Below are 22,840 nucleotides of genomic sequence, written 5' to 3' on the forward strand. Positions count from 1 at the left end.
GGCCACACATACGAGGAGATGCAGTCAACATGAATCACACCGCTTCGAAGAAACATCAATGGATGCGTGCCACGCAGATCGCCGTGGCGAGCGCAGCGTTCGCCGCGCTGGCGGCATGCGGCGGCGGGGGCGACGACAACAATTCGGGCAGTAGCAGCACGCCGGCGGGTGGCGTCAAGTTGCAGATCGTATCGTTCGGCGACAGCCTGTCGGACGTCGGCACCTACATGGCGGCCGTCCAGGCGAACGTCGGCACCGGCGGCGGCCGCTTCACCACGAATCCGGGCGAAGTCTGGACCCAGAAGGTCGCCGAGTACTACGGCGACACGCTGACCGCCGCGAATGTGGGCGGCTTCGGCAATGCGCCGACCGCAACCGGCGGACTCGGCTACGCGCAGGGCGGTTCGCGCGTCGATCTGCAGCCGGGCCAGGGCTACGCGCCGAACAACCTGGCCGCGACCACGCTGCCGATCACGGCTCAGGTGACCCAATACATCTCCGAGCACAACAGCTTCAATGCGAACCAGCTGGTGCTGATGAACGGCGGCGCGAACGACATCTTCACCCAGGTGCAAGCCGTGTCGGCCGCGGGTACGGCCGCCGCCGCGCAGACGCTGGCGAATGGCGGCAGCGCAACCGACGCACAAACCGCCGCTGCCACCGCGATGGCGACCGCGAGCCAGACCGCGGGCGTGGCCATCGTCACGGCGGCGACCACGTTCGTCGGCACGGTGCAGAAAGTGATCGCCGCGGGCGCGACGCACGTGGTGGTGTCGGACATTCCGGACATCGCGAAGACGCCGCAAGGGCTCGCGGCCGGCGCGCAAGGCCAGGCGCTCATCGACGGGCTGGTGAAGGCGTATAACGGCGTGCTCCAGCAGGGCCTCGCGTCGAACAAGCAGGTTATCTACGTGAGCGCGTACCAGTGGCTCGATCAGATGCTGTCGAGCTATCAGTCGCTCGGCTTCACGGTCTCGAATACGGGCACCGGCTGTAACCTGACGTCGATGGTCTCCGCCGCGACCGCCTACGCGACGAAGAATCCGAGCGTGCTCGCCACCGGCCAGACGGCGGCATCTTGGGGCACGTCGTTCGGGTCGTCGCTGTTCTGCTCGCCGCAGACCTATACGGTGGCCGGTGCGGACCAAACCTACATGTTCGCGGACCTCGTGCATCCGACCACCCATCTGTACGCGCTGTTTGCGCAGCAGGTCGAAAAGCAGGTCGCCGCGAGCGGGCTCGGAAAGTAACCGACGCGTGAGCGCGGGGCCGTCGGTATAGCCGGTGACCCCGCTGCCTCACAACGCAGGGCGCAGCGAAAAAAGGCCCGGCTCGTTGAACGCGCCGGGCCTTTGTCTTTTCCAGGACTGACCGGGGATAAGTGCGGCGACAGCGCAGTGACAGCACGAGTACACCGCCGTTCATCACGCGACGCTCACCGCAACGCGTATCGCGCCTAGTTCTGCGCCTCGAAAGCCGCCGCCGCGCGCCCGAGCCGATCGTTGACCGCGATCCACTCGATCGTATCCGGCAGCTTCTCGATCAGAATCCGCGTGACGTTCGCGCGATCGAGCGCGCGCAGCAAACCGTACAGCTCGCGGGCATACGCATGCGGATCTTCCGGCGCGGCGACGAAATGCACGCCGTCGGCATCGGCCCACTGCCCCGCCCGCGACGCCCGCGCGACCAGCGCGACACGCTCGCCGGGCTCGCGCACCGCGAGCAACGGCTCGAGGTCGCCGAACGGCAGCAACGCGAGCGGCGTGCGCGGCGCGTAGTGCGCCTTCAGCGTACCCGACGCGCGCGGCGCGGTCGCATCCGAGCCATCGGGCAGACGCGGCGCCTCGCCGAGCACGTCGGCGATATCTTGCGGCGTGACGCGACCGGGGCGCAGCAATGCCGGAAAGCCGCGCGACAAATCCAGAATCGTCGACTCGATGCCGACGTCCGATGCACCGCCGTCGAGCACATGAATCGCGCCCCCGAACTCGTCGCGCACATGCTGCGCGGTGGTCGGGCTCACATGCCCGAAGCGGTTCGCCGACGGTGCCGCGACGCCGCCATGGCCGCCACGCAACGCGCTGAATGCTTCTAGCAAGGCCTGCGCGACCGGATGAGACGGACAGCGCAGCCCCACCGAATCCTGGCCGCCGCTGACCGCCGCCGGAATCCGCGCGGCGCGCTTGAGGATCAGCGTGAGCGGCCCCGGCCAGAACGCGTCGATCAGACGCTGCGCGTCCGCCGGCAAATGCTCGACCCAGTAGTTCGGGTCGCCGTGCGGCGCGAGGTGCACGATCACCGGATGATTGGCCGGCCGCCCCTTCGCCGCGTAAATGCGCGCGACCGCGTCCGGGTTCTCGGCGTCGCCGCCGAGGCCGTAGACGGTCTCGGTCGGAAACGCGACCAGCCCACCGGCGTCGAGCAAGGCCGCCGCGTGCTCGATCTGCGCGGCGCTGACGGGCAACGCGTGGGGCGCATCCGCGGCGGGTTTCTGTTGATCCGGCATGGCGCGCGCGTCAGCTGGTAGCGATATGCAGCAGCCGCGCGCAATCGCGCGCCGCCGTGCGGGCTTCTTCGAGCGTCGGCGCGGTGAAGTTCACGTGCCCCATCTTGCGGCCGCAACGCGCCTCTTCCTTGCCATACAGATGCAGGCGCGCGGCCGGCATCGCGGCGACCTCCTGCCACGGCGGCGTGCCCGCCGCGCCCTTCGGGCCGTCCGGGAACCACACGTCGCCGAGGATGTTCAGCATCACCGCCGGCGAATGCTGGCGCGTGTCGCCGAGCGGCATGCCGGTCATCGCGCGAACCTGCTGCTCGAACTGGCTGGTCGCGCACGCGTCGACCGTGTAGTGGCCGGAGTTGTGCGGACGCGGCGCCATTTCGTTGGCAACCAGCGAGCCGTCTTCGAGGATGAAGAATTCGACGCACAGCACGCCGACGTAGCCGAGCTTGTCGGCGATCTGCAGCGCTGCCTGCTGCGCCTGCTGGACCAGCACCGGCGTCGCGTCCGGCGCCGGCACGATGGTGTGCGACAGCACGCCGTCGCGATGGGTGTTCTGCGCGAGCGGATAGACGACCGACGCCCCGCTCGCCGCGCGCGCGATCAGCGCCGACACCTCGAACTTCAGCGGCAGGCGCTTTTCCAGCACGCACGGCACGCCGCCGAGCGACGCATGCGCCTCGCGCACTTCCTCGGCGTTGCGCACGCGAACCTGGCCCTTGCCGTCGTAGCCCATCCGGGCGGTCTTCAGAATGCCCGGCAGCACCGCTTCGAGTTCGGCATCGCCCAACGCCGCCAGCGCATCCGACGACTCGATCACCACGTGCGGCGCCACCGTCACGCCCGACGACGCGATAAAGCGCTTCTCGGCAATACGATCCTGCGCCACCGCGACGCAACGGCCCGCCGGGCTCACGAAGGTGGTCTTCGCGAGAAAGTCGAGGCTCGCGGCCGGCACGTTCTCGAATTCGGTCGACACCGCCGCGCACAGCCGCGCGAGTTCGGTCAGCGCCGCTTCGTCGTCGTAGGCCGCGCGCAGGTGGCGGTCGGCGACCGCGCCGGCCGGACTCGTCTCATCGGGATCGAGCACGGCGACGCGATAGCCCATCGCCTGGGCGGCAAAACAGAACATGCGGCCGAGCTGGCCGCCACCGACCATGCCAAGCCATGCGCCGGGCAGAATCGGTGAAACCGGTGTGTTGTCAGGGTTCATCTTGGTGGTCGGTCGCGGCCGGCTGCGCGTCGCGCCCAATAGAACGGGCGGCGCACCTCCGGCCGGGGGTCGAGGGTCAAACTAATGGGGACGTCTTCTAAAAAACGGCGCGCTTACAGCGCCGGCAATACCATCGCGTGAGCCGCTTCGTTCTGGCGCACGCGGAATGCTGCGAGCTTGTCGGCGTATTCGGTGCTGGTGCCGGAAAGCAGCGACACCGCGAACAGCGCCGCATTCGCCGCGCCCGCCTCGCCGATCGCAAACGTCGCGACCGGCACGCCCTTGGGCATCTGCACGATCGAATGCAGCGAATCGACGCCCTTCAGATACTTGCTCGCGACCGGCACGCCCAGCACCGGCACGGTGGTCTTCGCGGCCAGCATGCCCGGCAGATGCGCCGCGCCGCCCGCGCCCGCGATGATCGCGCGAATGCCGCGCTCGCGCGCACTTTCAGCATAGGCGAACATTTCGTCGGGCATGCGGTGCGCGGACACGACTTTCGCTTCGTACGGCACGCCGAATTCCTGCAGAATCGCCACGGCGTTTTTCATCACTTCCCAGTCGGAACTGGAGCCCATCAGCACGCCGACGACCGGCGCGCCATGCGTATGGGCGGTTTGTGCTTCACTCATCGCTTCACTCTCATCTTTACGGCTTCCTTGTTTCCGGGCGATGCGCGCCCGACACAGCGAGCGCGATCGGATCAAAGATCAGTCGAGCTTGTGGCCGGTCAGGCGCTCGAGCGCTTCCTGGTACTTCTCGCCCGTTTTCACGACCACGTCGTCCGGCAACTTCGGCGCCGGCGGCTCTTTCGCCCACGGCTGGGTTTCGAGCCAGTCGCGCACGAACTGCTTGTCGAACGACGGCGGGTTGGTGCCGACCTGGTACTGGTCCGCCGGCCAGAAACGCGACGAATCGGCGGTCAGCGCCTCGTCCATCAGGTACAGCTTGCCGTGGTTGTCCAGACCGAACTCGAACTTGGTGTCCGCGATGATGATGCCGCGCGTGGCGGCGAATTCGGCGGCTTCCTTGTACAGGCGGATCGAGATGTCGCGGATCGTGGCCGACAGCTCGGTGCCGATGCGGCGCTCCATCTCGTCGTACGTGATGTTTTCGTCGTGGTGGCCCATCTCGGCCTTGGCGGCCGGCGTGAAGATCGGCTCGGGCAGCTTCTGCGCGTTCTGCAGGCCCGGCGGCAGTTGCACGCCGCACACCGCGCCGGTGGCCTGGTAGTCTTTCCAGCCGCTACCGGCCAGATAGCCGCGCACCACCGCCTCGACGAGGATCGGCTCGAGACGCTTGACGACCACCGCGCGGCCCTTGACCTGCTCGACTTCGTCCGGCGCGACCACCGACTCGGGCGCCACGCCCGTCAGGTGGTTCGGCACCACGTGCTGCAGCTTCTCGAACCAGAAGTTCGCCATTGCGTTGAGCACGCGGCCCTTGTTCGGAATCGGCTCGCCCATGATGACGTCGAACGCCGACAGACGGTCGGTCGTGACGATCAGCAACTGGTCGTTGCCCACCGCATAGTTGTCGCGGACTTTACCGCGGCCGAGCAGCGGCAGCGAGCGGAGCGTGGATTCGTAGAGGGTAGACATCGTCGTGGTTCGCTAAAAGTGGGGCAGAAAATGTGACCGGAACAAAAGGGAAACGCCGTTCCCCCGATGATGCGGGAACGGCGATCGGACGACAACCTGGCCAGATGGCCAGGCGCGGAGCCAGAACTACAGCTTAGCGGACGACTTGCGCGAGCTCGCCCGACTTGTACTTCTCCGCGATTTTATCAAGCGAAACCGGCTTGATCTTGCCAGCCTGGCCTTCGCAGCCGAATTGCGTGTAGCGGTCGATACAGATCTTCATCGCCGCTTCGCGCGCCGGCTTCAGGTAATCGCGCGGATCGAACTTGCCCGGGTTGGTCGCCATGTAGCGGCGGATCGCACCGGTGATGGCCAGACGCAGGTCGGTGTCGATGTTGACCTTGCGCACGCCGTGACGGATACCTTCCTGGATTTCCTCGACCGGCACGCCGTAGGTTTCCTTCATGTCGCCGCCGAATTCGCGGATTTCCGCGAGCAGTTCCTGCGGCACCGACGACGAACCGTGCATCACCAGGTGCGTGTTCGGAATGCGCTGATGGATTTCCTTGATGCGCGCGATCGAAAGGATGTCTCCCGTCGGCTTCTTGCTGAACTTGTACGCGCCGTGCGAGGTGCCGATCGCGATGGCCAGCGCGTCGCACTGGGTCAGCTTGACGAAGTCGGCGGCCTGCTCCGGATCGGTCAGCAGTTGCTCGCGGGTCATCGTGCCTTCCGCGCCGTGGCCATCTTCCTTGTCGCCCTTCATCGTTTCGAGCGAACCGAGCACGCCCAGCTCCGCTTCCACGGTGACGCCGATCGAGTGCGCCGCTTCGACGACCTTGCGCGACACGTCGACGTTGTACTCGTACGACGCGACCGTCTTGCCGTCGGCTTCGAGCGAGCCGTCCATCATCACGCTGGTGAAGCCGCTGCGGATCGCCGCCATGCAGACCGCCGGCGACTGGCCGTGGTCCTGGTGCATCACGACCGGGATGTGCGGATACGACTCGACCGCCGCTTCGATCAGATGACGCAGGAACGGCTCGCCCGCGTACTTACGCGCGCCGGCCGACGCCTGCATGATGACCGGGGCGTTGACCTTGTCGGCCGCGGCCATGATCGCCTGCACCTGCTCCAGATTGTTCACGTTGAATGCCGGAAGGCCATAACCGTTTTCGGCGGCATGATCCAGCAGTTGACGCATTGATACGAGAGGCATGCTGTAACTCCATAGATTGAAACGAATTCTTTGCCGTCGGCATCTTTTGCGGCGATTTTATCGCGAAGCAGGCGGCATTCCCGCACTGGCGCCAGCGCCGTTGGTGCGCCGTCGCACATGAGCCGTGCAGATTCGCATGAAGCGGTGCCGGCCTGCTTCGCTCAATCCAGCCTGCGCCGATCGAGCTTGTCGACCCGGGTTCGCGCTCGAGCGCGACCCGGGTCCGTACAGATACAACTAAGCGATCAAATCAATACGGTTCACCCACCCGCACGATCTTCAACGTGTTGGTGCCGCCCGCCTGACCCATCGGCTCGCCGACCGTCAGCACGACCATGTCGCCGTGCGACGCGTAGCCCTTGCCGACCACCGTTTCGAGCGCCTGCTGGAGCGCGGTGTCGCGGTCGGTGTTGGTGTCCAGATGCAGCGACGTCACGTTGCGGTACAACGCCATCGCCCGTTCGCTGCCGACGCGCGGCGTCAGCGCGAAGATCGGCACGTGGGTCCAGTGGCGCGACATCCACAGCGCGGTCGAGCCCGATTCGGTCAACGCGACGATCGCCTTCGCGCCGAGGTGATAGGCGGTGAAGAGCGCGCCCATCGCGATCGACTGGTCGATCCGCGTGAACGTGCGGTCGAGGAAATCCTTGTCGAGCTCCGACTGCTCGGACTTTTCCGCTTCGACGCAGATCGCCGCCATCGTCTCGATGGTCACGACCGGGTACTTGCCCGCCGCCGATTCCGCCGACAGCATCACCGCATCCGTGCCGTCGAGCACCGCGTTGGCGACGTCCGACACTTCCGCGCGGGTCGGCACCGGCGCGTGGATCATCGACTCCATCATCTGCGTCGCGGTAATGACGAACTTGTTCGACTCGCGCGCCATCCGGATCATGCGCTTTTGCAGCGCCGGCACCGCCGCGTTGCCCACTTCCACAGCCAGATCGCCACGCGCGACCATGATGCCGTCCGACGCGTCGAGAATGCCCTGCAGCGCCGGAATCGCCTCGGCGCGCTCGATCTTCGCGATCATCTTCGGCTTGATGCCGTACGGCGCGCCGGCGATGTTCGCGAGCTGGCGGGCCATTTCCATGTCGGTCGCGTTCTTCGGGAACGACACCGCGATGAAATCGACGCCGAGCGACATCGCCGTGCGGATGTCCTCCATGTCCTTCGCGGTCAGCGCGGGCGCCGACAGGCCGCCGCCCTGACGGTTGATGCCCTTGTTGTTCGACAGTTCGCCGCCGATCTTCACGACCGTATGGATTTCGTTGCCGATCACGCGCTGCACGCTCAGCACGATCAGGCCGTCGTTGAGCAACAGCATGTCGCCCGACTTCAGATCGCGCGGCAGATCCTTGTAGTCGAGACCGACGCGGTCGTCATTGCCGAGCTCGCAGTCGGCATCGAGGATGAACGGGTTGCCGGCCACCAGCGTCGTGCGGCCGTTTTCGAATTTACCGACGCGGATCTTCGGGCCTTGCAGGTCGGCCATGATGGCGACTTCGCGACCGGCCTGACGCGCCGCCTCGCGCACGAATTCGGCGCGCTGGCGATGGTCGTCCGCGGTGCCATGGGAGAAGTTGAGCCGCACCACATCCAGCCCCGCGTGAATCATTTGCAGCAGGATTTCCGGCGTGCTGGAAGCCGGACCGATGGTAGCGACAATCTTGGTGGCGCGATGCATGAGTCTCCTCGTCTGGATAGGATCGCTGGGATGAACGCTGCGGGTCTGTTGCGGAGGCTGTGCATCGAAAGATGCCGCGGGGCGCGCGCCGGCTAGGACCGGGGTCGCTTTGTGGAGTAATTCGGGTGAAGCGGTATTCGGGGCTGGCGCTTCGCCGGCCGGTGAAGCGGTGTCCTGCGTGGAGATGTCCTGCGCGCCGGTGGGCTGTTCCGGCGATGTGGCATCGGCTTGCGCCGCGACCGCGTCCGCGGCTGGCGCCGCCGACGCGGCGCTCGCGTGCTGCGCGCGCTCCCCTGCCGTTGTCGCGTTACCGCGCGGCGCTTTCGCGCCACGCACCTTGTTCGACTTCGCGGTTGGGGAGCGCGTCGTCACGTTAAGCCCGCGATTCCAGAACTTCGACCGCCGGCAGCTTCTTGCCCTCGAGGAACTCGAGGAACGCGCCGCCGCCCGTCGAGATGTAGCTGACCTGCTGCTGGATGCCGTACTTGGCGATCGCCGCGAGCGTGTCGCCGCCGCCTGCGATCGAGAACGCCGACGAGCGCGCGATCGCGTCCGCGAGCGTCTTCGTGCCGTTGCCGAACTGGTCGAACTCGAACACGCCGACCGGGCCGTTCCACACGATCGTGCCGGCCTTTTCGAGCTGCGCGGCGAGCACCTTCGCGGTTTCCGGACCGATGTCGAGGATCATGTCGTCGTCGGCGACGTCGGCGACGGCCTTCACTTCGGCCTTCGCGGTCGGCGAGAATTCCCTGGCCGTGACCACGTCGGTCGGGATCGGCACCGAGGCGCCGCGCGCCTTGGCCGCGTCGATGATCGCCTTCGCTTCATTGACGAGATCGGCTTCCGCGAGCGACTTGCCGATCTTCAGGCCGGCCGCGAGCATGAACGTATTGGCGATGCCGCCGCCGACGATCAGCTGGTCGACCTTCTCCGCCAATGATTTCAAGATAGTCAGCTTGGTCGACACCTTCGAGCCGGCGACGATCGCCACCAGCGGACGCTTCGGCGCGCCCAGCGCCTGGCCGAGCGCTTCGAGTTCGGCCGCGAGCAGCGGACCCGCGCAGGCGACCGGCGCGTACTTCGCAATACCGTGCGTGGTGGCTTCGGCGCGGTGCGCGGTGCCGAACGCGTCGTTCACGTAGACGTCGCAGAGCTTCGCCATTTTCTGCGCGAGCTCGTCGGAATCCTTCTTTTCGCCCTTGTTGACGCGGCAGTTTTCGAGCAGCACGACCGAACCCGGCGCGACGTTCACGCCGTTTTCGACCCAGTTCGCGACCAGCGGCACATCACGGCCGAGCAGCTCGGCGAGACGTTTCGCGACCGGCGCGAGCGAGTCTTCCGGCTTGAACTCGCCTTCGGTCGGACGCCCCAGATGCGAGGTGACCATCACGGCGGCGCCGGCGTCGAGCGCGGCCTTGATGGCCGGCACGGACGCGCGGATGCGGGTGTCTTCGGTGATGTTGCCTTGATCGTCCTGCGGCACGTTCAGATCGGCGCGGATGAAGACGCGTTTGCCGGACAGCTTGCCTTCGGCGATCAGGTCGGAGAGACGCAATACCTTGTTCATGGGCTTGAGTTTCGAGTTGATGAGAAGGCGGTGGCGGACGGCGCGTGGGGCCACGCGCGGCGAACGCCGGCGCTGCGGCCCGACGGCCCCGCGGAATCGGGCGTCGGCAGCCGGGCCGCGGCGCGGTCGTGTTACTGCCGCGCGCTGAACCCGGAAAACGGCATTTTAACTGATCCAAACCGCCATCTGACCCGCGACGGGGCGAATGTCCCGTATTTGACGATCGGCTTGCCATGCTGCATCGCAAAATTGCCCGCCGCGCCTGTCGCCAGGCCGTCATAGGAAGACGCGCATCAGCGTGAAGACCGTCATCCCGGTCACGATCGTGCCGAGCATGGTGCGCCGCCACAAAAACCAGCCGAGACCGGCGAGCGTCGCGTAAAGCTCGTGATTGGACGGCGCAAACGACAGCCCTTCGGGCGTCGTCAGCACGTCGGGCACGATGACGGCGGCAAGCGCGGCGGCCGGCGCATAGCGCAGCATCTTCTGCACACGCGCGGGCAGCACCGTGCGCTCGCCGCCGATCAGGAACATCGCGCGCGTGAACGCGGTGACGAAAGTCATGCCGAAAATGGCCAGCCAGATCTGGGTCGAGGTCATCGGGAGTCTCCGGCGTTATCGCTCACGCGCCGAACGCGGCGGATGCGGCGCAGGTCCGCGCGTTCGATCATCAGGTCGGCGGCGCTGCCGGCGGCGATCGCCGCGATCACCGCGAGCGGCAAAGCAAGCCGGTACGGCAGATCGAACGCGAGCAGCGCCACGATGCCGGCGACGCTGACCGCGACCAGCGTCGAGCGCGTCGCGATCGCCGCCACCATCACCGGCAGCAGCGCGAGCGTGCCGGCGAGCGCGAGCCCCCAGTTGTCGGGAATCAGGCTCGCCAGCAGGATGCCGACGATCGACGACACCTGCCACGACAGCCAGCTCGACACCGCCATGCCCCAGAAGTACGCCTCCTTGCCCGGCACGTAGCCGGTCGCGAAGTTCTTCTTCACGAACAGCAGGTAGATCACGTCGCCGTTGAAATAGCCGAGCACGATGCGCCGCCACATCGGCAGATAGGAGAAATGCGGCGCCAGACCGACGCTGAAGATCACGAAGCGGGTATTGACCATCGCCGCGGTCAGCAACACGGTCCAGACCGGCAGCTTGGCCGCGAGGAGCGGCAGCACCGCCAGTTGCGACGAGCCGGCGTAGCACAGCAGCGACATCGTCAGCGCCTGCGGCAGCGTGAGCACGGATTTGCTCATCGCGATGCCGGTGACGAGCCCCCACGAGAAAATCGCCATCAGCGTGGGCGCATAGGCGCGCGCGCCTTCACGGAAAGCGCGGCGATCGGTATCGGACAGTCGAGCGAGCATCGGGCGAAGGACGCGGGCGCAAGGAACGCCGTCAAGTGGCCAGGTCGGCGCCAGCTCGCGAAAGATCCGCTGGCGCATGCGAATTGATTTATACGTGCGCAGGATTATAGCGTCCGCCCTGTCCGCCGAAAGCGCTCAAATGCCCGTTGTATGTGCAAATGACGCTAAAATAGCGCTCCCGGCTCTGCCCCCGCGCTCGTAGCCGCACCTCACAACGCACCTGCTGGAGAACCGTATGTCAATGGCCGACCGCGACGGCAAGATCTGGATGGATGGCAAGCTCATCGACTGGCGCGATGCCAAGATCCACGTGCTCACCCACACGCTGCACTACGGCATGGGCGTATTCGAGGGTGTGCGCGCCTACAGGACGGCCGACGGCGGCACCGCGATTTTCCGTCTGCAGGAGCACACCAGGCGTCTGCTGAACTCGGCCAAGATCTTCCAGATGGACGTGCCGTTCGACCACGAAACGCTCGCCGCCGCGCAGCGCGAGGTGGTCCGCGAAAACAAGCTCGAATCCTGCTACCTGCGCCCGATCATCTGGGTCGGCTCGGAAAAGCTCGGCGTGTCGGCCAAGGGCAACACGATCCACGTCGCGATCGCCGCGTGGCCGTGGGGCGCTTACCTCGGTGAGGACGGCATCGCCAAGGGCATCCGCGTGAAGACCTCGTCGTTCACGCGCCATCACGTGAACGTGTCGATGGTGCGCGCGAAGGCGTCGGGCTGGTACGTGAACTCGATCCTCGCGAACCAGGAAGCGATCGCCGACGGCTACGACGAAGCGCTGCTGCTCGATGTCGACGGCTACGTGTCGGAAGGCTCGGGCGAGAACTTCTTCCTCGTCAACAACGGCAAGCTGTACACGCCCGACCTGTCGTCGTGCCTCGACGGCATCACGCGCGACACCGTCATCACGCTCGCGCGCGACATGGGCATCCAGGTGATCGAAAAGCGCATCACCCGCGATGAGGTCTACACCTGCGACGAAGCGTTCTTCACCGGCACCGCCGCCGAAGTCACGCCGATCCGCGAACTCGACAACCGCACCATCGGCGCCGGCTCGCGCGGCCCGATCACCGAAAAGCTGCAGTCCGCCTTCTTCGACGTCGTGAACGGCAAGAGCGCGAAGTACGCGCACTGGCTCACGAAAATCTGAGCGACGTTTCGAGATGTGCCGCGCCGCCCGTCGGCGGCGCACTGCCCGCACCCCGCATACAACGAGAAAGTCTCATGAGCGAAATCAAGGAAATGCCGCTGGTCGAACTGTCGGCAAAAGATCTGCCGGCCTACTGCCCGAACCCCGCCATGCCGCGCTGGAGCGCGCATCCGCGCGTTTTCATCGACGTGTCGCACGGCGAAGCGCGTTGCCCGTACTGCAGCACGCGTTACAAGCTGCGCGACGGCGAAGTGATCAAGGGCCATTGATACCGCGCGTCGAGCGGCGTTGAGCCGGTTCGGTAGCGCGCGGGTCCAAAGGACGCGCGCACCACGCAACCGGCTCGCCTCGCTTGAACCACGCAACCTCGCTGCAAGCCGTGTCGCCGCCGCGGCGCGTCCGGGCAACCGGTCCCGCGCCACGCGGCTTTCAGCTTCCCCTTTTACCCATCCGAACGCCACGCGCAATGCGCGCGGTGATTCTTATCGACACCGGACCTCACTCTGATGCGTCGCGCGTTGGTTATCGCACCGAACTGGATCGGTGACGCATTGATGGCGCAGCCGCTGTTTGCGCGCCTCGTGAAACTGCATCCGCGCATCGTCATCGACGCGGTCGCGCCCAGTTGGGTCGCCCCCGTGCTCGAACGCATGCCGGAAATCCGCGACGTCTACGCGACCGATCTCGCCCACGGCAAGCTGCAGATGCTGCGCCGCTGGCAGCTTTCGAGCGATCTGCGCGACGTCGGCTACGACGCGGCCTACGTGCTGCCGAACTCGTTCAAGTCGGCGCTGATTCCGTGGCTGGCGGGCATTCCGCTGCGTATCGGCTACAGCGGCGAGAGCCGCTACGGCGTGCTCAACGTGCGTCACGCGAATCCGCGCAAGGACGAGCGCCCGCCGATGGTCGGTCATTACGCCGCGCTCGCTTACGCGCCCGGCGCCAGGATCCCCGACGATCTGCCGATGCCGCGCCTCGACACGGATCTGAACGAGGCATCGCGCGTGTCGGCACGCTTCAATCTCGACACGCGCGTGCCGCTGCTGGTGTTCTGCCCCGGCGCCGAGTACGGTCCGGCAAAGCGCTGGCCGCCCGAGCACTTCGCGTCGCTCGCGCAGATGGTCGGCCAGTCGTTCCCGTACACGCAGATCGTCGCGCTCGGCTCGCCGAAAGACGCGCCGCTCGCCCAGGCGATCGCCGAAAAGGCGCCGAACGTGCGCAACCTGTGCGGCCAGACCGCGCTCGGCGAGGCCTGCGCGCTGATCTCGCGGGCCAACGCGGTCGTCACCAACGACTCCGGTCTGATGCACGTCGCCGCCGCGCTGCGTCGCCCGCTGGTGGCCGTGTACGGCTCGACCGATCCGCGCCACACCCCGCCCTTGTCCGAGCTCGCGAAGGTACAATGGCTCCATCTCGAATGCAGCCCCTGTTTTGAGCGCGAGTGCCCGCTCGGTCATCTGAACTGCCTGAAGCAACTGAGCGCCGAGCAGGTTTTCGGCGATTTGCGCGGCATGCTGCTCGCGCAGCGCTGAGCCGACTGGTACTTGCACGCAACACCGCACGCTCCCGAGCGTCGCGTCATGTTCGCGCCTTGCGGCGCGGGCAAGCTGACGCCCGGGAGCGACGATCCGGCACACCGGACCGTCCCGCTACGCTGACCCGCAACCGCGCGCCGCGCACAAGAGACTGACGAGCCATGCCACGTTTTGCCCATATCTTCGAAGCCGCCGCCGATACCCTGAACGCCTACTATCAGGCCGTCGCCGAGGTCAATATCGACAGCTTGATGGGCTTGTGGATCGATGAGGAGTTCGTCAGCTGCATCTGCGCGGACGGCTCACACCTGCATGGTCTCGACAGCATCCGTAGCGGCCTGCAGAGCCTGCTCGAAGCGACGCCAGTGTCGATCGAGCCGCTCGATATCCGCGTCTACGACAGCCTCGGCACCGTCGTCTACGCGATTGCCGAAGCGCATCGCCCGGCCGACCCTACCGCCACGCCCGCGATGGTCTTCACGACCTACGTGATGGTCCACGAGCGCGGCGAGTGGCGCATCGCGCACATCCACGCGAGCCCGATGCCGAACGACACCGCGAGCCAGTTCGCGACCCGGATGCGGCACGGCCAGGGCCCACTGCACTGATCGTGCGGCACCCGTTCAGATTCACGCTCTTCGTTTTCATGCAGGTATGAGTTCGACGCACGACAAACCCGCTTCCGCCGGTACGGCCCCCGCCAAGGTGGCGACGGCCGTCGAGGCGACCGTCGAACTGCTGTACCGCGCGCCGCTGTGGCTGCCGAACCGGCATGCGCAGACCATCGTCCCGTCGCTGTTCGCACGCCGCCCCGCGGTGCCGTTCCGGCGCGAGCGCTGGGACACGCCGGACGGCGACTTCATCGATCTCGACTGGGTCGTGCACGCGACCCCGCCCGCCGACACAGCGCCGCTCTTCGTGCTGTTTCACGGTCTCGAAGGCAGCTCGGGCTCGCACTACGCGGCCGCGCTGATGGACGCCGCGCGCCAGTACGGCTGGCACGGCGTGGTACCGCACTTTCGTAGCTGCAGCGGTTCGCTGAACCGGCTGCCGCGCTTCTACCATCTCGCCGACAGCGACGAAGTCGACTGGATCCTGCGGCGCCTCGCCGCCGCGCATCGCGGGCCGGTAGTCGCGGCGGGCGTGTCGCTCGGCGGCAATGTGCTGCTGCGCTGGCTCGGCGAGCGGCAACAGGAGGCCGCGCAGGTAGTCGCGGCGGCCGCCGCGATTTCGACGCCGATCGACGTCCACGCGGGCGGCCGCGCGCTGTCGCAAGGCTTCGGTCTCGTCTACACGCGCAGCTTCCTGAAAACGCTCAAGCAGAAGGCCGACCGGAAACTCGAGCAGTTCCCCGGCCTGTTCGACCGCGACACGATGCTCGCGAGCCGCACGATGTACGAGTTCGACAACGTCGTGACCGCGCCGCTGCACGGCTTTCGCGATACCGACGACTACTGGAGCCGCGCGACCACCCGACCGCTGCTGCCGCACATCGAAGTGCCGACGCTCGTGCTGAACGCGCGCAACGACCCGTTCCTGCCGGCCGAGGCGCTGCCGTCGCGGCACGAGGTATCGGCGGCGGTCGAGCTGTATCAGCCCGAGCATGGCGGTCACGCCGGCTTCATGACCGGGCCATTCCCGGGCCGCATCGACTGGCTGTCGCGGCGCGTGCTCGGCTATCTGGAGCGTCACGTCGAGCATGGATGAGATCGTCAAACAGTCGCTGGTCAAATGGCCGAACGTGCCGAGCTGCACCGGCTGGCTGCTGCTCGACCGGCGCGGCAACTGGCGCATGCGCGACGAAGCGGCCCAGGCAAGCGGCGCGGCCGGCGTCGCGATCCGGCACGAGGCGCTGCTCGGCTTCATCAACCGCAATTACGAGGTCGATGAGCGCGGGCAGTGGTTCTTCCAGAACGGGCCGCAGCGCGTGTATGTCGAGCTGGGTTATACGCCGTGGGTGGTGAGGTTGTCGGTGGATGTCGATAGCGCGCTCGCGCTGCACGACCAGGGCGGCGGCGGATTCGAGCCGGCGGCGGTGTTCGTCGATGAAGACGGCGGAATTCTGTTCGCCGATCGCGCGCAGCCGGCGCGCATCGCGGTGCTGCACGATCACGATCTGGAAATCTTCTCCGATCATGCAACGCTCGCTGATCACGATGGTTCGTTGAGCGGCGAGTTTCACTGGAACGCGCAGCTCGCGCTGCCGCTGCAAGGCATTCGGCGCGATGACGTGGCCGCGCGGTTCGGTTTCGTCGCGAGTCCGGCGGCGCTGGCCTGATACGTACGAGCCTGTGTTTCGGACCTGAGGTAGAGGTCTGACGCACAGGCCGTGAAGCGAAACAGCGGTCCCGCTCCGCGCACCGACTCGCCACCAACGCACGCACGCGCGCAACGCGCGAAGCGCCCTAGCCCTTCTCGTCCAGCCGCTCTTCCTTGTAGCGGTTCTCCATCTCATGCAGACGCGCGTCGACGGTCGCGAGGTCGTAATAGCCGATCGTCTTCAGATCGCGCGCGTCTTTCAGTTGCCGGATCGCCGATGGCCACGCGCCGTCGAGCGCGAACTTCTCCGCCATCGCCCGATGCTGCGTCAACGCATCGCCGCTGCCCGCACTCGCCTGCGCGAGATACAGCCACCAGGCCGGTTGATCCGGATGCGCCTGCGTCTCGCGCTTCGCGAGCGCCTGCGCATCGGCGAAACGCTTCAGGCTCAGCAGCGTGCGGATGTGCATGTCGATCGCCGCGTTCGACTGCGGCCAGCGCTTCTGCGCCAGCTCGGCCAGACGCACGGCTTCGTCCTCGCGACCGGCGCGCCGCGCGATGTCGGCGGCAAGGACGTCGAGGCTCGGCGAATCGCGCTCCGGCTCGCCTTCCGCGCGCGCACTCGACGCGAACGTCGCGCGCGCGGTCGCCAGCGACGCCGCCGCGTCGTCGTAACGCTCGAGCAGCGTCTGCCCATACGCGATGCCGTACCAGTTCGCCGCGACGTTGAGCGCGGTGTGCTCGTCGAGCTCCGACCGCAGCCGCGAAATCTCGTCCGCGTATTCGCTGCGCGAGCGATCCTGCAACAGACGCGCGCGCGCCCGCACGAAGCCGTACTCGGGGTCCTGATGCGGCTGCCGGTACGGCGCGCGGCGCGCGCGGTCCTCCATATCGGCAATCCGCTCGCCCGTCAGCGGATGCGTGCGCGCGTAGGCCGGAATGCCGTTTTCGTTCATCGCCGCGCGATCGAGCCGGTGGAAAAACGCCGGCATCGCGTACGGGTCGTAACCGGCGCCGGCGAGCAGCAGGAAGCCGACGCGGTCCGCCTCCTGCTCGGCCGAGCGCGAAAAGCGCAACTGGCTGTCGATCGCATAGGCCTCGCCGCCGATCGCGATCGCGCTGCCGAGGTCGCCGCTATGCGCGAGCACGCCCGCCAGCACGCCGAACAGCATGCCGATCAGCGCCGCGTAGCCGCTGCGCTCACCGGTCGAGATCATCCGCGAGATATGCCGCTGCAGCACGTGACCCATTTCGTGACCGAGCACCGACGCGAGTTCGGACTCGGTCTGCGTCGTCACGATCAAGCCCGTGTTCACGCCGATGAAACCGCCCGGCAGCGAAAATGCGTTGATCTGCGGGTCGCGCACCGCGAACAGATCGAAGTCCGGACGATAGCCGCCGATGTAGAGCGCATTGGCCGCTGCCGCGAGCTTGGCCGACACCGCATTCAGGTAGTCGCGAACGAGCCAGTCGTCGAGATAGTCGGGGTCGCGGCGCACTTCGCGCATTACGCGCTCGCCGAGCTTGCGCTCGGCCTGCGGGGTCAGCGAACCGGCGCCGCCGCTGCCGAGATCGGGCAACTGCTGCGCGGCGATCGGCGCGCGCCAGCCGTTGCTGCCGGAGTTGCCTGCGGAGTTGCCTGCGGAGTTGCCAACGGGGTTGCCAACGGGGTTGCCAATATTGCCGCCGCTGCCGTTCGAAAAGCGGCTCTGCGCACCGCCGTAAGTGCCGAACACGCCTCGTGCAATGTCCGGCGGCAGGACCGGATCGGCGGAGCTGTCGACGGGACCGCTGACCAGTGGCGGCTCGGCGGCTAGCGTGTTGGTCGCGAGTCCCGTCGCACTGCCCCCGCCCGCTTGCGCAAACGCGCCCGGCGGCGCGGCGAGCGCGACGCACAACAACGCAGCGAGAAACCGTTTTGAACGCATCGCGAAAGCCGATTGGACGTCATCGAAAAGCGCCGCCCACTGGCCGGACTAACATAGCGGAGAGGGACGTCGCGCAACTCATCGGAGCGAAGCCTGAAGCAGGACTTCAGCGGCAATTGTAATCAGTCGCCGCGCCGAACCGGCACTACCCGGCACCGCGGCGAAGACCACGAACGCACGACGCAAAGCCTGCCCGGGCGCCGCGTGCACGCACCGTCGCGCGGCGAACGCACTGCTATGATAGGCGCCCTCTGAAGGAGCCAACCATGCCAGAACTCACTCATTTCGATGCCGCCGGCCAGGCGCATATGGTGGACGTCGGCGGCAAGCAGGAGACGAAACGCATCGCGGTCGCGCGCGGCTCGATTCGCATGCTGCCCGAAACGTTCGCGCTGATCCGCGACGGCAACGCCAAGAAGGGCGACGTGATCGGCATCGCGCGGATCGCGGCGATCCAGGCATCGAAGCGCACCGCCGATCTGATTCCGCTGTGCCATCCGCTCGCGCTGACGCGCGTGAAGGTCGATTTCGAACTCGACGACACGCTGCCCGGCGTGCACTGCACGGTTCAGGTGGAGACGCTCGGACGCACCGGCGTGGAGATGGAAGCGCTGACCGCCGTGCAGATCGGGCTGCTGACCGTGTACGACATGTGCAAGGCGGTGGATCGCGGGATGGTCATCACCGATGTGAAGGTGATGGAGAAGCACGGTGGGAAGTCGGGGGATTGGGTGGCGCAGGGTTGATGCAGCTCACGCTGCATCTATCGCCTCCACCTCGCGACTCTCAGGACCACGACATGACCCATCACGAACTGCTCAAGCAACTACTGGCATTTCGCGACGCACGCGACTGGCAGCAGTTTCACACGCTGCGCAATCTGATCGTCTCGACCGGCATCGAGGCCGGCGAGCTGCTGGAGACGATCCAGTGGAAGACCGACGAGCAGATCGACGCGCTGCTGAGCGATCCCGCGCAATCGACGAATCTCCGCCACGAATGCGCGGACGTGCTGATGTATCTGCTGCTGGTCGCGCACACGGCGGGGTTCGACCTCGTCGACGCGGCGGCGGAAAAGCTCAAGCTGAACGAAGCGCGTTATCCGGTGGACAAGGCGAAAGGCACGGCGACGAAGTATTCGGCGCTTTGATGGTCACCCGCGGGTCACCCGCGCCCGGCTCGCTCGCCGCAAGCTTTAGCGCCACACGGCCCGGGCAAAATCGGAACCACGGCGAACCCGACGACGCCGACGGGCTCATCGCCGTCGCTTGTCATCAATCGTCGTCGCTATCGTCGTCCTGATCGGTCGCGCCAGCGGCCGGCGTGCCATAGCGCTTGACCAGCTCTTCCTTGAAGCCCGCGAGCGACTTCTGCTCATCGACCAGCTCGTACAGGTAACCAAGCTGCGCCGGCCAGTCCTTCAGTTCCTCGGCAAAAATCCGCAAGCGTTCGACCGTATCGAGCGCTGCGGCGGTATCGCCGGTCAATGCCTGCAAGACCGCGTAACGACGCAGCACCGTTTCGCCCGGCAACAGCGCGATCGCCTGCCGATGCATCGCGAGCTTGCGTTGCAGGTTCAGAGGATTCATCGGCTGCAGCGTCGCAAGACCGTACTCGCCCCACGCGTTGAACAGGAACGACGGATCCGCGCCGTATTGTTCGGCCGGCTTCGCGCCGTAGTACAGCACCTCGGAGCGGGCGTAATCGCGATAGACCGGATACAGCGCGGCAAGGCCACCGAACACGACGACCGCAAACGCGCCCAACGAAGCGCCCGCGGGCACCATCCGCAGCGGCCGCGTCTCGAGCAGGCCGAACACGAACATCGCCGGTAGCAGGAAGAACATGTACTGCTGCGGATACTCGACCAGCGCATGCATCGTCAGCACGCCGATCAGCGCGACGCCGAACACGCGCGCCGAACTCTGCGGCGCCCGCACCACGCGCACGAGCCACGCAAGCAGCCCGAGCAGTACGATCGCGAGGCCCAGCGCGCCGGTCTTCGCGAGCAGGTCGATAAAGATGTCGTGCGAGTTGTTCGCAATTTCAACGCCGCCAAGCTGCTTGACGAGCTCGAACTGATAGTTCGGAAATTCGCCCCAGCCGACCCCGATCAGCGGATGCGCCTTGAACATCGTCAAGCCGTATTTCCACAGCGCGAGACGCGGCGCGATCTGGCCGGCGTCCTGGAAGCGCTCGGCCGCACTCTGCCCCAGTTCGAGGTGATAACGCACGTTGGCCCAGCGGATCAGCGCGTTGACCACGAAGAACAGCACCGCGAGCACGATCGGAATCAGCCATTCGCGGTTGCCGCGAGGCCGTTGCGTTTCGTTGCGCATCTGCGCAAACGCCATCCAGAAACCGGCGACGACGATCACGCCCATTTGCAGCCACGGACCGCGCGAGACCGTCAGCGCGAGACCGACCGAGAAAATCGTCGATACCAGCAGCCAGATCGGCACCGCGATGCGGCGCGTCTGCACGAGGTACAGCGCGCCCGCCATCGCGAATGCGATATAGGTTGCGAGGTGGTTCGCCTGCGCCATGTTGCCGAACGGCCGGCGCTCGACGGTCACGTTATACGCGACCACAAACGGCGCCACGCGCGTTTCGAGGTGAAACAACTGGATCACCTGGCTGAACACCGCGAACAGACCGCCGACGATCAACGCCCCCGCCGCCCAGCGCAACGCGGTTTCGTCGAGCTTCACGCGCGCGAAGCCGTAGCCCACGTGGACCGCCATGAACGCGGCGAGCAGGAAACCGGCGCCGAGCCAGTTCATCGACGGCTGCCGGACCGGCAACACGAAGGTCTGCACGACCAGCAGCAGGCCGAACAGCAGCGGCACCAGCGCAACGGTCGGCGACGCGAAGCTCACGCGCGGCCGCGTGGTCGCGACGAGCAGCACGACCGCGGCGCCGGTCAGCAGATACAGCGCGAGCGCGGTGAATTCGGCATAGAAAGTCGGGATCGGGTACGTATGGTTGGCGACCGCATAAGGCAGCACCAACGCGAGAGCCAGCAGAACGAGAGACAGGTAGCGCGCGAAAGGGGTGGGCATCGAATCAACGGTGGTGGGCGTCAGCAACCGGCGCACTATACAAAAAATTCCTTGCGCTGTGCGCCGGCCCGGCCGAAATAGACGAAAAATCAGCCTTTTACGCAACGCCTGCGGCTCATCCGGTCAAGCGTCCACGCGTCGATTCGACGCCTCCTTCACTCGTTCTTTCACCGACTTACGAACGACATTCGGGCGGCGCCAGATTGGCCGCGAGCGTCGGCGCTTCGGCGGGTGTCGGCCCCGAGCCCGGCGCCGGTAGCGACGACGCGCTCTTGCCGTTCGCGAAACATTCCCATGTCAACGCGCCCGTCTGCACCGCGTCCTTGTTCAGCGCGACGCGCGCGGTCGGCGCATCCGCGTTGTCCGGTACCGACGGCACCAGCGTCAACGTATTGGCGCCGGCCTGCGCGACGCGCGTCGAATAGCTAATGGTGATCTGGCCGGTGTCGTCGTCGATCTGGATGGACTCGACGTTGCGCGTCGCGGGCGGCGACGTGTAGCCGCCGCCGAACGCGTTGCCGCTCGCGGCGTTTTCGGCCACCGCGAGCCGCGCCGAGGCCGCCAGCGACAGCCCTTCGCCAACCCGGCTGCGCGCCAGATAGTCCTGATACGCGGGAATCGCATAGGCCGCGATCACGCCGACGATCGCCAGCACGATCATCAGTTCGATCAGCGTGAAGCCGACGCCGTAGCGGCGACACAGGCGCGCGAGCCGCGTTGACCAGCCGCTGCGCCAGCGGGTGTAGCGCGACGGGCGCGTGGCTTGGGAATAAGGGGAATACGGCAAGGTGACGGTCATCGGCAGGCTCCTGATACGAAAAACGCCTGTCCCGTGGATCGGGAACAGGCGTTTCCATCGTAGCGAGCGAGGCTCGCGCGTCACAGTCAGCCGGATGGCCAGGCTTGCGTTCAGGCGGGGTCAGTGCCTGGGTATCGGATTGCTTCGGCTTGCAGCGATTTGCATCGATTCGCGGTGGCTTGCGGTGACCTAGGCGGCCTACACGGTCCGCGCGAATCGCACCTCCAACGCGGGTTTTCTCACCTTGTTCCCGCTCAAACCGCCGCGCGTCGCGCGTTCCGTCGCTTCAACAGATAACCGACGATCACCACGAACGCCGCCCCCGCGATGCTCATCCCGTATTCGGCGACCGGCGAGTCGAGGATCGGCCAGCGGTCGCCGGCCGGGTCGTTGACCATCAGCCCGCCCGCGATCCAGCCGAGCAGCGCCGCGCCGAACAGCACGACGACCGGAAAGCGGTCGAGCAGCTTCAGAATCAGCTGACTGCCCCACACGATCAGCGGAATGCTGACGACGAGGCCGAAGATCACCAGCGCCAGCCGATGCTCGTGCTCGGCGGCCTCGGCCGCGCCGGCGATCGCGATCACGTTGTCGACGCTCATCACCGCATCCGCGACGATGATCGTCTTCACCGCCGAGATCAGCTTGTCGGCCGGCTTGACGTTGTCATGCCCGTCATGCGCCGGCGCGAGCAGACGCACGCCGATCCACAACAGCAGCACGCCGCCCGCGAACTTCAGGAACGGCACGTCGAGCAGCGTGACCGCGAACGCGATCAGCACGACGCGCAGCAGGATCGCGCCGACGGTCCCCCACACGATGCCGCGCATACGCTGCGCCTGCGGCAGGTTGCGGCAGGCGAGCGCAATCACGACCGCGTTATCGCCACCGAGCAGGATGTCGATGATGATGATCTGGAACACCGCGCCCCAATGGAGCGTCGTGAAAAATTCGAGCATGGGAAGCGATCA

General features: G+C 66.5%; 22 protein-coding genes. 9 read left to right on the top strand and 13 right to left on the bottom strand.

The genetic code is table 11. The features are described from left to right. Window positions 1-29: 29 nt before the first annotated feature. Window positions 30-1,250, top strand: coding sequence for an SGNH/GDSL hydrolase family protein (locus tag HHL14_RS22225; RefSeq protein ID WP_169499773.1), 1,221 nt, complete (start codon window positions 30-32; stop codon window positions 1,248-1,250). A 206-nt stretch (window positions 1,251-1,456) separates the two neighbouring features. Here HHL14_RS22225 and HHL14_RS22230 read toward each other — a convergent pair whose 3' ends face one another. From HHL14_RS22230 to HHL14_RS22270, 9 genes are all read right to left on the bottom strand, one after another. Then, window positions 1,457-2,506, bottom strand: coding sequence for an L-threonylcarbamoyladenylate synthase (locus tag HHL14_RS22230; RefSeq protein ID WP_169499774.1), 1,050 nt, complete (start codon window positions 2,504-2,506; stop codon window positions 1,457-1,459). Between the two features lie 10 nt (window positions 2,507-2,516). Continuing rightward, complete coding sequence (locus tag HHL14_RS22235) at window positions 2,517-3,713, bottom strand: 5-(carboxyamino)imidazole ribonucleotide synthase (protein WP_169499775.1); 1,197 nt, start codon at window positions 3,711-3,713, stop codon at window positions 2,517-2,519. Between the two features lie 113 nt (window positions 3,714-3,826). Continuing rightward, on the bottom strand, window positions 3,827-4,345 hold the full coding sequence (gene purE, locus HHL14_RS22240) for a 5-(carboxyamino)imidazole ribonucleotide mutase (RefSeq protein ID WP_169499776.1): 519 nt from the start codon (window positions 4,343-4,345) through the stop codon (window positions 3,827-3,829). 78 nt (window positions 4,346-4,423) lie between these two features. Further along, window positions 4,424-5,314 (bottom strand): phosphoribosylaminoimidazolesuccinocarboxamide synthase, encoded by an 891-nt coding sequence (locus HHL14_RS22245; RefSeq protein WP_169499777.1) that lies wholly within the window; start codon window positions 5,312-5,314, stop codon window positions 4,424-4,426. A gap of 133 nt (window positions 5,315-5,447) precedes the next feature. Beyond that, window positions 5,448-6,512, bottom strand: a complete 1,065-nt coding sequence (gene fba / locus HHL14_RS22250; RefSeq protein ID WP_169499778.1) for a class II fructose-bisphosphate aldolase — start codon at window positions 6,510-6,512, stop codon at window positions 5,448-5,450. A gap of 250 nt (window positions 6,513-6,762) precedes the next feature. Beyond that, the gene (gene pyk / locus HHL14_RS22255) at window positions 6,763-8,199 is read right to left on the bottom strand and encodes a pyruvate kinase (RefSeq protein ID WP_169499779.1); all 1,437 of its coding nucleotides are present in this window, start codon (window positions 8,197-8,199) and stop codon (window positions 6,763-6,765) included. A gap of 373 nt (window positions 8,200-8,572) precedes the next feature. Further along, window positions 8,573-9,766, bottom strand: coding sequence for a phosphoglycerate kinase (locus HHL14_RS22260; RefSeq protein WP_169499780.1), 1,194 nt, complete (start codon window positions 9,764-9,766; stop codon window positions 8,573-8,575). A 276-nt stretch (window positions 9,767-10,042) separates the two neighbouring features. Next, window positions 10,043-10,366 carry an AzlD domain-containing protein gene (locus HHL14_RS22265; RefSeq protein ID WP_169499781.1) on the bottom strand — a complete coding sequence of 108 codons (324 nt, stop codon included), beginning with the start codon at window positions 10,364-10,366 and terminating at the stop codon, window positions 10,043-10,045. Next, on the bottom strand, window positions 10,363-11,127 hold the full coding sequence (locus HHL14_RS22270; RefSeq protein WP_169499782.1) for an AzlC family ABC transporter permease: 765 nt from the start codon (window positions 11,125-11,127) through the stop codon (window positions 10,363-10,365). Before HHL14_RS22270 ends, HHL14_RS22265 begins: the two co-directional genes overlap by 4 nt. 235 nt (window positions 11,128-11,362) lie before the next feature. On the opposite strand from HHL14_RS22270, the gene HHL14_RS22275 reads away from it, so the two are divergent. The 6 genes from HHL14_RS22275 to HHL14_RS22300 all read left to right on the top strand — a co-directional run bounded on the left by HHL14_RS22275 (window position 11,363) and on the right by HHL14_RS22300 (window position 16,099). After that, complete coding sequence (locus HHL14_RS22275; RefSeq protein ID WP_169499783.1) at window positions 11,363-12,286, top strand: branched-chain amino acid transaminase; 924 nt, start codon at window positions 11,363-11,365, stop codon at window positions 12,284-12,286. Between the two features lie 74 nt (window positions 12,287-12,360). Next, a complete protein-coding gene (locus tag HHL14_RS22280; protein WP_008920434.1) occupies window positions 12,361-12,555 on the top strand; it encodes a zinc-finger domain-containing protein in 195 nt (64 codons plus the stop codon). Between the two features lie 237 nt (window positions 12,556-12,792). Beyond that, window positions 12,793-13,818 (top strand): lipopolysaccharide heptosyltransferase II, encoded by a 1,026-nt coding sequence (gene waaF / locus HHL14_RS22285; protein WP_169499784.1) that lies wholly within the window; start codon window positions 12,793-12,795, stop codon window positions 13,816-13,818. A 164-nt stretch (window positions 13,819-13,982) separates the two neighbouring features. Next, a complete protein-coding gene (locus HHL14_RS22290) occupies window positions 13,983-14,429 on the top strand; it encodes a nuclear transport factor 2 family protein (RefSeq protein WP_169499785.1) in 447 nt (148 codons plus the stop codon). Between the two features lie 46 nt (window positions 14,430-14,475). Beyond that, window positions 14,476-15,528 (top strand): hydrolase, encoded by a 1,053-nt coding sequence (locus HHL14_RS22295; protein ID WP_206002458.1) that lies wholly within the window; start codon window positions 14,476-14,478, stop codon window positions 15,526-15,528. Beyond that, window positions 15,521-16,099 carry a DUF2946 family protein gene (locus tag HHL14_RS22300; RefSeq protein WP_169499786.1) on the top strand — a complete coding sequence of 193 codons (579 nt, stop codon included), beginning with the start codon at window positions 15,521-15,523 and terminating at the stop codon, window positions 16,097-16,099. Before HHL14_RS22295 ends, HHL14_RS22300 begins: the two co-directional genes overlap by 8 nt. A gap of 127 nt (window positions 16,100-16,226) precedes the next feature. On the opposite strand, the gene HHL14_RS22305 is transcribed toward HHL14_RS22300, so the two are convergent. After that, window positions 16,227-18,008 carry a M48 family metalloprotease gene (locus HHL14_RS22305; RefSeq protein WP_169499787.1) on the bottom strand — a complete coding sequence of 594 codons (1,782 nt, stop codon included), beginning with the start codon at window positions 18,006-18,008 and terminating at the stop codon, window positions 16,227-16,229. 266 nt (window positions 18,009-18,274) lie between these two features. On the opposite strand from HHL14_RS22305, the gene moaC reads away from it, so the two are divergent. Both moaC and HHL14_RS22315 read left to right on the top strand, forming a co-directional pair. Further along, window positions 18,275-18,754: a cyclic pyranopterin monophosphate synthase MoaC gene (gene moaC, locus HHL14_RS22310; protein ID WP_169499788.1), complete on the top strand. Its 480-nt coding sequence runs from the start codon at window positions 18,275-18,277 to the stop codon at window positions 18,752-18,754. A gap of 53 nt (window positions 18,755-18,807) precedes the next feature. After that, window positions 18,808-19,158 (top strand): nucleotide pyrophosphohydrolase, encoded by a 351-nt coding sequence (locus HHL14_RS22315; RefSeq protein WP_169499789.1) that lies wholly within the window; start codon window positions 18,808-18,810, stop codon window positions 19,156-19,158. A gap of 124 nt (window positions 19,159-19,282) precedes the next feature. Here the strand turns inward: HHL14_RS22315 and HHL14_RS22320 are convergent, their stop codons facing one another. From HHL14_RS22320 to HHL14_RS22330, 3 genes are all read right to left on the bottom strand, one after another. Next, window positions 19,283-21,070 carry a PglL family O-oligosaccharyltransferase gene (locus tag HHL14_RS22320; RefSeq protein ID WP_206002459.1) on the bottom strand — a complete coding sequence of 596 codons (1,788 nt, stop codon included), beginning with the start codon at window positions 21,068-21,070 and terminating at the stop codon, window positions 19,283-19,285. Between the two features lie 175 nt (window positions 21,071-21,245). Then, window positions 21,246-21,869 (bottom strand): pilin, encoded by a 624-nt coding sequence (locus HHL14_RS22325; RefSeq protein ID WP_169499790.1) that lies wholly within the window; start codon window positions 21,867-21,869, stop codon window positions 21,246-21,248. A 254-nt stretch (window positions 21,870-22,123) separates the two neighbouring features. Then, on the bottom strand, window positions 22,124-22,828 hold the full coding sequence (locus tag HHL14_RS22330; protein WP_169499791.1) for a TerC family protein: 705 nt from the start codon (window positions 22,826-22,828) through the stop codon (window positions 22,124-22,126). Window positions 22,829-22,840 lie beyond the last annotated feature (12 nt).

It is taken from the genome of Paraburkholderia antibiotica (assembly GCF_012927125.1).
Taxonomy (GTDB): domain Bacteria; phylum Pseudomonadota; class Gammaproteobacteria; order Burkholderiales; family Burkholderiaceae; genus Paraburkholderia; species Paraburkholderia antibiotica.

Excerpts from the sequence above, each read along its gene's own strand:
- purE (WP_169499776.1), bottom strand. The coding sequence starts at position 4,345 with ATGAGTGAAGCACAAACCGCCCATACGCATGGCGCGCCGGTCGTCGGC.
- HHL14_RS22265 (WP_169499781.1), bottom strand. The coding sequence starts at position 10,366 with ATGACCTCGACCCAGATCTGGCTGGCCATTTTCGGCATGACTTTCGTC.
- HHL14_RS22280 (WP_008920434.1), top strand. The coding sequence starts at position 12,361 with ATGAGCGAAATCAAGGAAATGCCGCTGGTCGAACTGTCGGCAAAAGAT.
- HHL14_RS22270 (WP_169499782.1), bottom strand. The coding sequence starts at position 11,127 with ATGCTCGCTCGACTGTCCGATACCGATCGCCGCGCTTTCCGTGAAGGC.
- HHL14_RS22295 (WP_206002458.1), top strand. The coding sequence starts at position 14,476 with ATGAGTTCGACGCACGACAAACCCGCTTCCGCCGGTACGGCCCCCGCC.
- HHL14_RS22260 (WP_169499780.1), bottom strand. The coding sequence starts at position 9,766 with ATGAACAAGGTATTGCGTCTCTCCGACCTGATCGCCGAAGGCAAGCTG.
- HHL14_RS22245 (WP_169499777.1), bottom strand. The coding sequence starts at position 5,314 with ATGTCTACCCTCTACGAATCCACGCTCCGCTCGCTGCCGCTGCTCGGC.
- HHL14_RS22315 (WP_169499789.1), top strand. The coding sequence starts at position 18,808 with ATGACCCATCACGAACTGCTCAAGCAACTACTGGCATTTCGCGACGCA.
- HHL14_RS22225 (WP_169499773.1), top strand. The coding sequence starts at position 30 with ATGAATCACACCGCTTCGAAGAAACATCAATGGATGCGTGCCACGCAG.
- moaC (WP_169499788.1), top strand. The coding sequence starts at position 18,275 with ATGCCAGAACTCACTCATTTCGATGCCGCCGGCCAGGCGCATATGGTG.
- HHL14_RS22325 (WP_169499790.1), bottom strand. The coding sequence starts at position 21,869 with ATGACCGTCACCTTGCCGTATTCCCCTTATTCCCAAGCCACGCGCCCG.
- HHL14_RS22275 (WP_169499783.1), top strand. The coding sequence starts at position 11,363 with ATGTCAATGGCCGACCGCGACGGCAAGATCTGGATGGATGGCAAGCTC.
- fba (WP_169499778.1), bottom strand. The coding sequence starts at position 6,512 with ATGCCTCTCGTATCAATGCGTCAACTGCTGGATCATGCCGCCGAAAAC.
- HHL14_RS22320 (WP_206002459.1), bottom strand. The coding sequence starts at position 21,070 with ATGCCCACCCCTTTCGCGCGCTACCTGTCTCTCGTTCTGCTGGCTCTC.
- pyk (WP_169499779.1), bottom strand. The coding sequence starts at position 8,199 with ATGCATCGCGCCACCAAGATTGTCGCTACCATCGGTCCGGCTTCCAGC.
- HHL14_RS22235 (WP_169499775.1), bottom strand. The coding sequence starts at position 3,713 with ATGAACCCTGACAACACACCGGTTTCACCGATTCTGCCCGGCGCATGG.
- HHL14_RS22300 (WP_169499786.1), top strand. The coding sequence starts at position 15,521 with ATGGATGAGATCGTCAAACAGTCGCTGGTCAAATGGCCGAACGTGCCG.
- HHL14_RS22290 (WP_169499785.1), top strand. The coding sequence starts at position 13,983 with ATGCCACGTTTTGCCCATATCTTCGAAGCCGCCGCCGATACCCTGAAC.
- HHL14_RS22230 (WP_169499774.1), bottom strand. The coding sequence starts at position 2,506 with ATGCCGGATCAACAGAAACCCGCCGCGGATGCGCCCCACGCGTTGCCC.
- HHL14_RS22330 (WP_169499791.1), bottom strand. The coding sequence starts at position 22,828 with ATGCTCGAATTTTTCACGACGCTCCATTGGGGCGCGGTGTTCCAGATC.
- HHL14_RS22305 (WP_169499787.1), bottom strand. The coding sequence starts at position 18,008 with ATGCGTTCAAAACGGTTTCTCGCTGCGTTGTTGTGCGTCGCGCTCGCC.
- waaF (WP_169499784.1), top strand. The coding sequence starts at position 12,793 with ATGCGTCGCGCGTTGGTTATCGCACCGAACTGGATCGGTGACGCATTG.